This window comes from Treponema putidum (assembly GCF_024401155.1).
Classification (GTDB): domain Bacteria; phylum Spirochaetota; class Spirochaetia; order Treponematales; family Treponemataceae; genus Treponema_B; species Treponema_B putidum.
In genome coordinates this window covers 2153522-2166238 of sequence record NZ_CP038804.1, presented here as the reverse complement: position 1 = coordinate 2166238, position 12717 = coordinate 2153522, and the positions used below count along the sequence as shown (strand labels likewise).

Sequence of the window (12717 nt, the reverse complement as noted above, 5' to 3'; positions counted from 1 at the left end):
TAATTCTTTTTTATTCAAGCCAAATTTGTTCAACCCCGAACTGCATATTTAATTCTTCTATAAATTCGGGAGTTGATGGTATACGGATTTGAGAAGAAGCCTTAATTATATAAGCCTTATCCTCATCCTTTACATGAATATAAACATCGCAGTTACCTGACCTCTCATATAAAAAATCCTTTAAACCGGTCAACTCTTTTGCAGAAGTTATATTTTCATCAAGCTCAATGTGAACCTCGCTTAAAGCCTTCTGCTGCAATTTATCTATTTCCAAAACATCGTCTACCAAAAAGGAATGAGACTCGCCATCACTGTTATCAATAGAACCCACAAAGCCGCATACTGTTTCGGGCAAAAGGGAAGGTCTATACTTTTCCCATGTTTTCGGAAAGAAAACCAAATCTAATGTTCCGTTTAGGTCTTCAAAGGTTCCGAAGCCCATCATTGCACCTTTTTTTGTTTGATGCTGTCTGACTCCTGTAAGCATACCGACAAGAACATATCTCTTCTTTGAGGTAGCGCGTGCAAGATGTGAAATATCCAAGGTGGCAGAATTATTTATTACCTTGCGGTATTCATCCAGAGGGTGTCCCGAAATATAAAAACCCATCAGCTCTTTTTCAAGCCTAAGTTTTTCTTTTTTGGGGAACTCTTCGATTTTTTCAAAAACAAAGTCCGAAAACTCTTTTATACCGGAGCCCTCAAAAAGACTTCCCTGCCCCGTACTTTCGTTTTCTTTTTTTTGGGAAGCGTAAGCCACGGCCCCATCCATATTTACCATCAAGGTAGAACGCTCCTGTCCCAAACTATCAAAGCAGCCGGTTTTAATCATAACTTCAAGGTTACGCTTATTTTGAGTGTGCAGATCGTTCCGCTCCAAAAAATCGATAAATGACTTATATCTGCCGTTTTTTTCGCGCTCTTCAGCAAGTTCATGGGCAGCCTGCATTCCGACTCCCTTTATTCCCAAAAGCCCGAAGATAATATTGCCGTCGGAGGAAACACTAAAATATGGGTCGGATAAATTTACATCGGGGGGAAGAATTTTAAGCCCCATCTTTTCGGCTTCGGCAATATATTCAGGAAGCTTGTCGGTAGAGGTAATTTCGTTGGTAAGGTTAGCTGCCATAAATTCTGCCGGAAAATGAGCCTTTAAATAGGCTGTTTGAAAGGCTAAAACGGAGTAAGCGGCTGCGTGGCTCTTATTAAAGCCATAGCCTGCAAAGGGGATAAGAATCTCAAAAATCCTGTCGGCGTCTTCCCTGCTGAAGCCCTTCTCTTGTGCACCCTTAATAAACTTTTCTTTTTCGGTTTTCATAACCTCAATTTTTTTCTTTCCCATAGCACGGCGGAGTATGTCGGCTTGACCGAGGGAATAGCCTGCTATTCTTTGTGCAACCTGCATAACCTGTTCTTGATAAACGATAACCCCATAAGTTTCGGCTAGGATATCTTCAAGACAGGGATCGGGATATTTGATTTTTGAATTATCGAATTTTGACTCGATAAACTGGTTGATATAATCCATAGGACCCGGACGGTATAAAGCATTTAAAGCAATCAAATCTTCCATTTTGGAAGGCTTTGCGCGCTTTAAAATATTTTGCATTCCCTGACTTTCAAATTGGAATACGGCAGCCGCTTTACCTTCGCTAAGCATTTTAAAGGTTTCAGCATCCGAATAGTCAATATCGCCTATCGAAAATTTTTCCCATTCTCCACCTCTCTTATGAATAAGGTCTTCAGTATGCTTTATGAGGGTTAAGGTTTTTAAGCCTAAAAAGTCCATCTTTACAAGGCCGCATTTTTCGATTAAATCCATTGTAAACTGAGTAGCAACCTTTCCGGTTTTTGAATCCTTGTAAAGCGGAACATAGTCGGTTAAGGCAGTCTTACCTATAACGATGCCCGCAGCATGAAGACTCGAATTACGGTTTCGCCCTTCAAGAGCTATGCTTATTTCAAAAAGCTCTTTGTATTGCGGGTCTTCGGCCATTTCTTTTAATTCGGGGACTACATCAACAGCGTATTTTAAGGTAACCTCTTTTACTCCATCAGTTAGAGGTTTAGGAGGTATGAGCTTTGTAATGGCATTTACATCTGCAAGCTGAATATTTAAAACCCGTCCCACATCTTTTACGACAGCCTTTGGCTTTAAGGTTCCAAAGGTAATAATCTGACCTACATTTTCGTCCCCGTATTTTTGACGTACATATTCTATTACCTCCTGCCGTCTTTCGAAGCAAAAGTCTACGTCGAAGTCGGGCATCGAAACCCGCTCGGGATTTAAAAAGCGTTCAAAAAGGAGGTTATACTTTAGGGGGTCTATATCCGTAATACGCAAAGAGTATGCAAGAATTGAACCGGCTCCGGAACCGCGTCCCGGGCCTACCGGTATACCGTTATTTTTTGCCCAGTTAATAAAATCCCAAACAATTAAAAAATAACCGACAAAGTCCATTTTTATAACTATATCGAGTTCGTAATTAAGCCTTTCCTTTATTTTATCGGTAATGACGGGATAACGCTTTTTTAAACCTTCCTCGGCCAAATGCCTGATATAATCTTCTTTTGAGCTAAAGTCTTCAGGGATTTCATATATCGGAAGAATGGGGCCCGGCTGCGGAATTTCCAAATTGCACATTTCCGCAATGCGGACAGTGTTTAAAACCGCTTCAGGATATTCCGGAAAGAGTTTGGCCATTTCCTCTCCCGACTTAAAATAAAATTCGCTTCCCTCAAATTGCATTCGATTGGTATCGGTTCTAAGTTTTTTCATCCCGATACATACTAAGATATCTTGCGCTATATAGTCTTTTTGTTCTACATAATGAATATCGTTGGTTAAAACCAAAGGAATGCCGATCTTGCGGGCTATTTCGATTAAAAGTTTGGCAGCCTTTTTTTCTTCTTTTATTCCATGATCTTGAAGTTCGATAAAATAATTTTCGGCACCGAAAATTTCACGGTATTTTCTGACATGAGCCTCGGCCTTTTCTTTTTCGCCGTTTAACAAGAGAACAGGAAGCTCCCCTGCAAGACAGGCCGACAAGCATATAAGCCCTTCCGCATACTGAGCCAAAAGCTCATCGTCTATGCGCGGTTTATAATACATACCTTCAGTATATCCTTTAGAACAAAGCACCATTAAATTACGGTATCCTGTTTCGTTCTTTGCCAATAGGATGAGGTGATAGTATTTTTTCCCTCCCGGAGTTTCTTTTTTTTCAAAGCGGCTTTCGGGAGCCACATAGAACTCGCAGCCGATTATGGGCTTTATATTCTTTTCTTTACAGGCATTATAAAAATTTATAGCCCCGAACATATTACCGTGATCGGTCAATGCAAGGGCAGTCTGCCCCAGCTTTTCAGCCTTTGCTGCAAGGCTTTTAACCGAAGCCGCTCCGTCTAAAAGAGAAAAATCGGAATGAACATGAAGATGAACAAAATCGACAGCCATAAGGCTTCAAGCCTACCACAAAAGGCTCTTTTTTTCAAGACTTGGATAAAGGAAAACCCCCAAGCTGCCGATCGGAAAAAAATCGGAGGATTTAATACTTCTTGAAACTTCTTGATTCTTTAAAAATCAAGAAGAAATTTGAAACTATTTTATAATTACGAAAATAAAAATACTTTGCTGATTTCATCTATATGGGTATGATAAATTCACTTTATTGATAAAAAAGCTTCCCGATATGTTATGCTTTCCTGCTCTATCTGAGGCTGCTTTCTCTTAATCATTTCCCGTAAGCTTTTTCCAAAAATTCGGCAGCATGCCGGTTTTTCGGTTCTTTTTCCAATATATATTGAAATGTTTTGATAGCTTCTTCTTTCTTTTTTAAACGCATTTGGAGGATTCCCTTTATAAGCAAGGTGTCCGTCTTAGTTCCGAACATTTTTTCTGCTGTTTTAAGTAATTCGAGGGCTGTTTTGCTTTGTCCGATTTTATCAAGGCAGAATACAAGATTGTGTAATAAAAGCCTTTCTTCAGGCTTAGCCCTAAGCATTTTCCTGTAAAGAATAGCGGCTTTTTGGTATTGTCCTGCTTTTCGGCGGAACAAAGCCAGTTCAGGATCAAAATTAACTTTTCCGCTTTGACTCATTAAAATTTCAAGTTGGTTGCCGGCATCTTCCCAACGCCCGCATTTTTCAAGGAACAAAACATAATCCCGCCTTATGTAAATATTCTTTTCCCATTCTTGTAAATATAAACCGTAGGCTTCATCGGCTTCTTTATTTAATTGTAAATTTTCGTAAGAGGCGATAATTCCTATTTTAGCTTCTTCATCTTTTTCATTCAAACCTAAGGTTTTTTCATACCAGCTAAGAGCTAAATCGGGCATATTCAGTTTTATATAACAGCAGCCCATCGCATTAAAGATAGCTGTATCGGCTCTTCCGTTTTGAATAAGAGCTTGAAGATGAGGTAATACCTCTTCGGGAGGGTTATCGATATGGGCGGCGGTGATTATTTTATAATAATAAATATCGTCGGCATCGCAAACTCCGCTTGCTTCTGCCCGCAGGATTGCAGAGCTAAGTTCCTCCCAGCGGTATGCTTCTTGGAGGGCAAGCATTGTGCCGTAATAAGGGTAAGGATTTTGAGGCTCATGTTCTATTGCACATTTATAATGACCTAGGGCTGCATTAGTGTTGCCCATGGAACGCTGAGCCTCGGCGGCAAGAAGGCGTATTTCGGCATCGCTTCCAAATGTCTTAATAAAAATTCGGGCAGCAACGGCTGCCCTTGAGTAATCACCCCGCTCCATATGCTTTTTGATAACGCCCATTGCAAAAAAACGGTCTGAAATTCCGTCATCGGGAATCTCAATACCCAGTTTTGCAAAATCTTCTGCAGCAGAGGCTGTATCGCCCAGCTGCATCTTGATCATTGCAGGGTACCACTTTAGGGCGGTATCATCGGGCTCGAATTCGCAAGCCGCCTCGTACTGGCCTAGAGACTCGGGCAGATAACCTTCCATTTTTAGAGCGTGTGCAAGATAGAGGCGCGGAGCAACCCCGTCAATGCCGTTTTTTATTGCAAAGCTGAACATTTGGCGTGCCATGTTTGCATTGCCGTTTCTTAATTCATAAATTCCTTCAACAAAAAGAGAATTTAAATATCCGGCATTAAGTTTTGCATTTGAGGGGGCAAATTTTAGGGCTTCTTCAAAGGTCTTTCTGGCAAGGCGGGGCTTTTTCCATTTTAGATAGGCAGAGCCGAGCATTGCCCTTGTTTCAACCGGCTGAGGATTGAGCTTTAAGCTCTTTTCAAGGCAGTAAGCGGCTCTGTCATACTGCCCTGCAGCTAAATAGGAGCGGCCCAAAAAAAAGAAGCCCATAGGTAAATTCGAATGATCGAATGCCGAATCCGATGAGCATCTTTTAATATAGGCCTTACCGTAGGCTATGGCTCTGCCGTAATTGTTTACGGCAGCCCAAGCCCTTGAAAGGTATAAATATATTTCGGGATTTCCCTGTTTTTCGCCGTAAAAGGGGGAAGATACTTCGGCTAAGCCTTCTGCAGCAAGTTTTTCTAAAATTAAAATTGAAGTCTTATAGTCGCGTTTTTTTCCGGCTTCAATGGCTTCATTTATAAGCGCATTTACAGACTTAGCCATAAGTTTATTTTCTTCCGGCTTGAACCAATGTTACGGCCGAGGTGGTGATTATGTCGTCTACCGAGCATCCTCTGGAAAGGTCGGATATGGGTTTTGCAAAACCCTGAAGGAAGGGGCCGAGAGCTTCTGCTCCGGCAATCCTTTGTACCAGCTTATATCCGATGTTTCCGGCTCCAAGATCCGGGAAGATAAGGGTATTGGCCTGTCCTTTTACCGGAGAGTCGGCTGCTTTCTTTTGCATAACTGAAGGAACTATAGCACAGTCCAACTGGATTTCTCCGTCAAAGACAAAATCCGGTTTTCTTTCCTGTAAGATTTTTACGGCTTCGCGGACGCGTAAAATATTTTCATCCTTGTCTCCGCCGGAGCCCTTTGTTGAAAAGGAGAGCATTGCAACAACAGGCTCAACTCCGGCAAAGGTTCGGCAGCTAATAGCTGCGGAGCATGCAATGTCAGCCAACTGTTCCGAACTGGGAGTCGGAATTACGGCACAGTCCGAAAATATAAAGACTCCGTTTGCCCCAAGTTTGGGATTTTTTGTATCCATCAAAAAGCAAGAAGAAGCGGTTTTCATTCCCGGAAGAGTTCCGATAACTTTTAAACCGGCACGTAGTACATCGGCTGTTGTGTTTAAGGCTCCTGCAACCATTGCATCCGCCTTATCTTGAACCAGCATCATAGCTGCAAAACCCAGCTCTGCACTCATTTCTATCTTAGCTTGTTCAAGGGTCATTCCCTTAGCCTTTCTTTTTTCGTAATAGCTCTCGGCAAAAGAATCAAGCCATTCCGATTTTTTCGGATCTATTATTTTAATTCCGTCAAGTTTTACACCTGCTTTAGAAGCCGCTGCAGAAACAGCCTCATCGGAACCGATTAAAAAAAGCTCCGATACCAATTTTTCATCTACGATAGATCGGGCTGCTTTAAGAGTCCTTTCTTCAGTACCTTCAGGCAAAACAAGGCGGTTAGCATACATTTTTGCCTTTCTTTTCATTTCATCTACAAAACTCATAATTTTATCTCCTTAATCTTTTCCGTATGTTTAAATTGGGCTAACAATTTTTACTTACGCGGTATTTTAGCATTTTTCAATATTTATGTCTAGCAATTAATTTCCCATGGATTATGGGGGAATTTGTATAGAATAAATTCTTCTTTTGTGTTAAAATCACGTGAATTAGGGTATCAAATTATGCAAAATTTAAAAAGACTTTTATCTTATGCAAAAGGGCAAAGCCGGCTTTATATACTTGCCCTTATTTTTACGTTGTTTTCACAAGTAATCGTTGCCATGCAGCCTCAGCTTATCAGAATTACAATAGACTCGGTAATAGGAGGAGCTGCCTTGCCGAAAGGTTTAATATCTCAGCTTGTTGCCTTGTTTAAAGACCACTTAAGCGGAACAAGAGGCTTACTTGTAATGGCTGCCCTGATAGTCTTTTTTTCACTTATAAGGGGCCTTTTTACATTCGGCAGAATAAACATAGCCAGTGTCGCAACGGAGCGTTCAATAAAGACTCTCAGAAATAGACTTTACAATCATATCCAGCTTCTTCCTTACTCCTATCATTCTAAGGCAGAAACCGGAGACCTGATTCAAAGGTGTACTTCGGATGTTGAAACCATCCGCTTGGCCTTGTATTCCCAGATAATGGATACGGTAAGTTCCGTCTTTTTGATAATTTATACCATTTACTTGATGGCTCAATTAAATACGAGTCTAATGCTTATTTCCTTTTGCATTATGCCTTTGACTTTTTTTTCATCGGCCATATTTTTTAGAAGAATTCAGAGGCAATTTAAAAAAGCAACGGAATATGAAGCCTCAATGACTACTGCAATACAGGAAAATTTAACCGGCATAAGAGTCGTAAAAGCCTTTACCCGCCATCAATACGAAATAGAAAAATTTATTAAGCGGAGCGAAAGGTACCGCAATCAGAATTTGAAGATAAATAACAGCTTTGCCGCTTTTTGGTCATTCTCCGATTCTCTTTCGATAGCCCAAGTTTTTGGGATAATTCTTTACGGAAGTCTATTGGCCTACAGAGGCGATATAAGTTCAGGAGATTTAGTAGCCTTTATTTCTTATACGGGAATGTTAATCTGGCCTGTCCGCCGTTTAGGACGTATCATAAGCAATATAGGAAAATCCTTTGTTTCTGCAGGACGCATTGAAACTATTTTAAATGAAAAGGCTGAAGATATTTTCCCGACAAACGAAAAACCCGAAATTAAAGGAAACATTAGCTTTGATTCCGTTTCATTTTCTTATCCTGAAACACAAAATCAAAAGATACTCGACAATGTTTCTTTTAATATCAAAAGCGGACAAACTGTTGCAATCCTAGGGCCTACAGGATCGGGAAAAAGCTCCCTTGTGCATTTACTTGCCCGCCTTTATGAATATGATTCAGGCTCTATCAAAATGGAAGGAAAAGAATTAAACACTATAGACAAGGGTTGGATAAGGTCTCAGGTGGGGCTGATTTTACAGGAGCCGTTTTTATACGGCAGAACAATTATGGAAAACCTCAAATTAGCCGTGCCCGATGTTTCCGATTCTTTTGCCCGCCATTTCTCAAAGGTCGCTTTTTTAGATGAAGAAATAAATAAGTTTGAAAAAGGTTATGAGACCTTGGTCGGAGAACGGGGCGTCTCTCTTTCGGGAGGACAAAAACAAAGGCTTGCAATTGCCAGAACCCTCATCAAAGATTCTCCCGTTATTATTTTTGATGACTCCCTTTCGGCTGTAGACACCCAAACGGATATCAGCATCCGTTCCGCTCTAAAGGAAGAAAAAGGGAACAAAACAATGATTATAATTTCGCATAGAATTTCAACTATTTGTGATGCGGATAATATTATTGTTTTAGAAAACGGAAAGATAAGCCAAGAGGGAACTCATGAACAGCTGATAGCTCAAGAAGGTTTATACAAAAGGATTTACGATATTCAAAGTGCTGCAGCACAATAAGGAAATTAAATTATGGAAGATTTAGATATAGATAACTATGATGAAAAATTTAAAAGCGGAGTATGGAAAAAGGTTCTAAAAGAATTCGGCTATTTTAAAGAGCTTTTGATTCCGGGCGTTCTTTTGGGCGGATTGACAGGAGCTTTGGATGTTGTTCAGCCTAAGATGACGAAGTATGTAATAGATACCTTTGTGGAGGGACGTGATTTAAGTAATTTTAATGCTGTAATTATCTTTACGGTAGTGTTTTTGCTGATTTCTGCGGCCGCCACTTTTTTCTTTATAAAATTTGTCGGCCATTTGGAAATAAAAATGTGTCACCGCCTAAGAACAAAGTGTTTTACAAAATTGCAGTCTCTTTCTCTTTCTTTTTACGATAAAACTGCCGTCGGCTGGCTTATGTCAAGAATGTCCTCCGATATAAATAAATTATCCGGCATTGTCGCATGGGGGGCAACAGACCTCTTCTGGGGTTTTTGTATGATGACAGCTGTAATAGTTGCTATGATTGGAGACAGTCCTCGGCTTGCCCTCATAGGCTTATTGACCCTTCCTGTAATTGTCATTTTTAGTATTTATCTTCGAGGAAAAATTTTAAAGGCTCAAAGGCGGGTGCGTAAGATAAATTCTCAATTGACGGCATCCTATAATGAAGACATTCAAGGAGCTAAGACAACTAAGACCTTGGTTCGTGAAGAACTTAACGCAAAAGAATTCTTATCTAAAACCGAAGAGATGAAAACCGCCTCTATAAAAGGTATCTTAATCTCTTCCGTTCTTATGCCTACTGTTCAATTAATCGGTGCCGTCGGAACGGGCTTAATGGTTTTATATGGCGGAATTTCGGTTGTTTCGGGGGCTATTACGATGGGCTTGCTGGTTGCCTTTTTTTCTTATGTTACTCAGTTTAATGCACCCTTGGCTGAAGCCGCCGATCTTTTTGCCGAATTTATTTCGGCTCAAGCTGCCGCTGAACGCATCTTCGGCCTCCTCGAAGAAGAGTCTGAAATTAAGGACAAGGAGGAGGTTGTTAAAAAATACGGTACGGCTCTTTGCCCTACAAACGAAAAAAAGCCGCCTATTAAAGGTGCCGTAAAGTTTGAAAATGTTTCCTTTTGGTACAAGGAGGGAGAACCCGTATTAAGCGGCTTTAACCTTGAAGTTAAAGCGGGGCAAACAATAGCCTTGGTTGGAGCTACGGGTGCCGGAAAGTCTACCATCGTTAATCTTTTTTGCAGGTTTTATGAGCCCAAAAGCGGCCGCATCCTTGTGGACGGCATAGACTATACCGATATGAGCGAAAGCTGGATTCACGAAAACCTAGGCTACGTGCTTCAGTCGCCTCATCTTTTTTCGGGAACGATTGCAGAAAATATCAGGTACGGAAAACTTAATGCAAGCGATGAAGAAATTATCGAAGCTGCAAAGCTGGTAGATGCTCATGATTTTATAATTAAGATGGAAAAAGGTTATGATACGGAGGTAGGCGAGGGCGGGAGCCTCCTATCTACAGGACAAAAGCAGCTTATTTCTTTTGCCCGCACCTTGGTAAGAAACCCTCGCCTCTTTGTTTTAGATGAAGCGACTTCTTCTATCGATACCGAAACGGAACAAAAAATTCAAAAAGCCATCACTACCGTTTTATCGGGGCGTACTTCCTTTGTTGTGGCTCATAGATTGTCGACAATCAGAAATGCGGATAAGATAATCGTTATTGAAGGCGGAAAGATGATTGAGTACGGCAGCCATGATGAGCTTATGAAGCAAAAAGGCCATTATTATGAGCTTTATACTCATCAGTTTATAAATGAAGAACAAAGGTCTCTGAACATAAAGGCTTAAAATTATCTTATACTGTAGTTGTATTTTTACAATTATAAGTGTATAATAGAAAGAGGAGGAATTGAAAATGCAAAAACTCTACTCAAAAATATTTATCGCAATTTTATGCGCAGTCTTTGTTTTAGGCTGTAAATCGACTCCGAAACAAGCTTCTGATACTCCGTCCGGACCCGGAAAAATATCCGTTAGTTCTGTTACATGGATGATAGAAAGATTGGATACTTCAATATGGAACGGAACGCTTAAAGGCAACGGAGAGATGTTTATAAGCTTTTTTATTGACTATAACGGTTCATTTAATACTGCTGATGTTAAAAAGCTGGTTGTAGAATCCCCTATAGATATGTGGGTTTTAAATTCTTCACAGCTTGACAAGATAACCGAAATAGATGATAAGGCTAAGATTGCATCCGTAAAACGGCTTCAATGCGGTGAAGGAACCGGTTCTGTAGCTCTCGGAAAATGGAAATTCTCTCTTACGGATGTGAATGGAAATAAGTATGAGCAGGTATTGGATATAACCGGTTTTGAAAAGAAGGCTCAAGATAAAACCGATGAAGCTAAAGCTGAAGAAGAAAGCCTTACTTCCGCTGAAACCGGAACTGAAGATATAAAAATGATTGTTCCTCAGTCCTCATCAAAAAATGAAATAGCAGCCCTTTCTGTTCCTGTAATTAAGTCGGTTTCAAAGGATTCCGATTCGATTGAAATTTTCTTTTCGGTAAATGATGAACGTGTAAAAAACGGATATTTTTGGTTTGATGTGCCGGGAGAAAAATACTACAAGGATTCAGGTTCTATGATAGATGCATCGGGAAATCCTGTAAACGGATGCAGGGCTTTTTCAAAGGATGGAAAGGAATGCCGATATATCCTGCGTAAGGATGATTCCAATTCCGATTGGTTTGATAAGATAACCGCCTGTTTTTTTGTTGTATCCGATACAAATAGGGTTTCATCTCCTTGGGAAGAAAGAAACAGGACAGTAAGTGCCAAGGCTGAGGTAAAATAAATTTAAAATTTTAAGAGGACAAAATGAAAAAACGATTATACAAATCATCACACAATAAAAAAATTTTAGGCGTTTGTGCGGGTATTGCCGAATATTTGGGTGTTGACCCCGTTTTAATCAGGCTGCTGTGGATTATATTTGCCTTTGTTGTGGGTTCAGGAGTTATTGTTTACATAATAGCGGCTATTATTATGCCATATGATACCGAAATTAAGGATGATGATGACACATATGAATATGCACCCCGTGACTGATTAGCGGTTAAAAAAGCTGCCTTTAGAGGCAGCTTTTTATTTTTACTCTAAATTACGCGAATCATAGCTTGGATAGGCTTCGTGTTCTCTATGTATTTCGGTGTAAAGTAAGTTCTTAATATCTTTAAAACATTCATCATCTATTTGAAAATGCTTTAAATTTTCTTTTTTACCTTTTAAAAATGCGTCGAACCATAATACTGAAAGGCGGGAATAAAGTTTAAATGCTTCTTCATCATAACCTCCGGATAAAGGTGTTTTAAAAATATCCAGAGCTCCATTATGTTTTATGTTTTTAAATGAAAGAAAACATGCAGGGGCATCTTTATTTAAGTTTTTGAAAAAGCGGTAGGTTTTTTCGGGATAAGCTGATCTATCGATTTCTGAAGTTAAAAATAAAACGGCACTTTTAGTTTTTGGGAATTCGTCGCCTAATTCTTCGTTGGAGCTTGCTATGGCTTCAACCATAGGTGATGCTCCATTATAAGGATGGATTGCGCTTATAGCCTTAACCTCAGGCCTAAGACCGGCATAATAAAAAGATGCGGGCCCGCTCATCGAATGGGCTACAATGCCTATGTTATTTATATCGATTAAGCCGCATAAATCATGAGAGGCATCTTCATTTTTGTTCTTCATCAAGTTTTGAACAGCAGTAAAGGTTGGAATCCAATCCTTTGGGACGGCCTTTTTCTTTGAAGTAAAAAGAGCTGCAGCATATCCGTATGATGCGAGATGCCGCCCTATGGGTAAAAGACCGTATTTATAATTAGCCCAACCATGGCTGATTAAGATAAGAGGATATGTTCCTTTCTTTTTGGGTATATAGACTGTAATTTCACCTCTTAAATTTTCTTCATCCGAAAGGCTCTTGTCTTCTTTATTGTCCTCCAATTTTTTTTTATAAACACGGTTAAAACCGATTATGTTCTTATCATTATAAGCTCTTATTTCGTATGGGCCTTCAAAGGTCTTAATGCCGTCTTGCAAGTGATGATTCATAAAGAATAA

8 protein-coding genes are annotated in these 12717 nt (G+C 39.9%); 4 read left to right on the top strand and 4 right to left on the bottom strand.

Annotation, left to right across the window (positions count from 1 at the left end; all coding sequences use genetic code 11):
• Positions 1-10: 10 nt before the first annotated feature.
• From dnaE to pta, 3 genes are all read right to left on the bottom strand, one after another.
• A complete protein-coding gene (gene dnaE / locus E4N74_RS10120) occupies positions 11-3460 on the bottom strand; it encodes a DNA polymerase III subunit alpha (protein WP_255817502.1) in 3450 nt (1149 codons plus the stop codon).
• Between the two features lie 277 nt (positions 3461-3737).
• Positions 3738-5621, bottom strand: a complete 1884-nt coding sequence (locus tag E4N74_RS10115; RefSeq protein ID WP_044977892.1) for a tetratricopeptide repeat protein — start codon at positions 5619-5621, stop codon at positions 3738-3740.
• A 4-nt stretch (positions 5622-5625) separates the two neighbouring features.
• Entirely contained in the window at positions 5626-6633 is a 1008-nt protein-coding gene (gene pta / locus E4N74_RS10110) for a phosphate acetyltransferase (RefSeq protein ID WP_044977890.1), read from the bottom strand.
• A gap of 180 nt (positions 6634-6813) precedes the next feature.
• Between pta and E4N74_RS10105 the strand changes: the two genes are divergently transcribed.
• The 4 genes from E4N74_RS10105 to E4N74_RS10090 all read left to right on the top strand — a co-directional run bounded on the left by E4N74_RS10105 (position 6814) and on the right by E4N74_RS10090 (position 11706).
• The gene (locus tag E4N74_RS10105) at positions 6814-8598 is read left to right on the top strand and encodes an ABC transporter ATP-binding protein (protein WP_044977887.1); all 1785 of its coding nucleotides are present in this window, start codon (positions 6814-6816) and stop codon (positions 8596-8598) included.
• A gap of 12 nt (positions 8599-8610) precedes the next feature.
• Positions 8611-10440 carry an ABC transporter ATP-binding protein gene (locus tag E4N74_RS10100; RefSeq protein ID WP_044977885.1) on the top strand — a complete coding sequence of 610 codons (1830 nt, stop codon included), beginning with the start codon at positions 8611-8613 and terminating at the stop codon, positions 10438-10440.
• Between the two features lie 67 nt (positions 10441-10507).
• Complete coding sequence (locus E4N74_RS10095) at positions 10508-11452, top strand: hypothetical protein (RefSeq protein ID WP_255817499.1); 945 nt, start codon at positions 10508-10510, stop codon at positions 11450-11452.
• 23 nt (positions 11453-11475) lie between these two features.
• Positions 11476-11706, top strand: a complete 231-nt coding sequence (locus tag E4N74_RS10090) for a PspC domain-containing protein (RefSeq protein ID WP_044977882.1) — start codon at positions 11476-11478, stop codon at positions 11704-11706.
• 42 nt (positions 11707-11748) lie between these two features.
• Here the strand turns inward: E4N74_RS10090 and E4N74_RS10085 are convergent, their stop codons facing one another.
• Positions 11749-12708 (bottom strand): dienelactone hydrolase family protein, encoded by a 960-nt coding sequence (locus E4N74_RS10085; protein ID WP_044977880.1) that lies wholly within the window; start codon positions 12706-12708, stop codon positions 11749-11751.
• Positions 12709-12717: the final 9 nt, after the last annotated feature.

What these genes read in the sequence shown, in the direction of transcription:
- dnaE (WP_255817502.1), bottom strand. Translation starts at nt 3,460, where the DNA reads ATGGCTGTCGATTTTGTTCATCTTCATGTTCATTCCGATTTTTCTCTT.
- E4N74_RS10115 (WP_044977892.1), bottom strand. Translation starts at nt 5,621, where the DNA reads ATGGCTAAGTCTGTAAATGCGCTTATAAATGAAGCCATTGAAGCCGGA.
- pta (WP_044977890.1), bottom strand. Translation starts at nt 6,633, where the DNA reads ATGAGTTTTGTAGATGAAATGAAAAGAAAGGCAAAAATGTATGCTAAC.
- E4N74_RS10105 (WP_044977887.1), top strand. Translation starts at nt 6,814, where the DNA reads ATGCAAAATTTAAAAAGACTTTTATCTTATGCAAAAGGGCAAAGCCGG.
- E4N74_RS10100 (WP_044977885.1), top strand. Translation starts at nt 8,611, where the DNA reads ATGGAAGATTTAGATATAGATAACTATGATGAAAAATTTAAAAGCGGA.
- E4N74_RS10095 (WP_255817499.1), top strand. Translation starts at nt 10,508, where the DNA reads ATGCAAAAACTCTACTCAAAAATATTTATCGCAATTTTATGCGCAGTC.
- E4N74_RS10090 (WP_044977882.1), top strand. Translation starts at nt 11,476, where the DNA reads ATGAAAAAACGATTATACAAATCATCACACAATAAAAAAATTTTAGGC.
- E4N74_RS10085 (WP_044977880.1), bottom strand. Translation starts at nt 12,708, where the DNA reads ATGAATCATCACTTGCAAGACGGCATTAAGACCTTTGAAGGCCCATAC.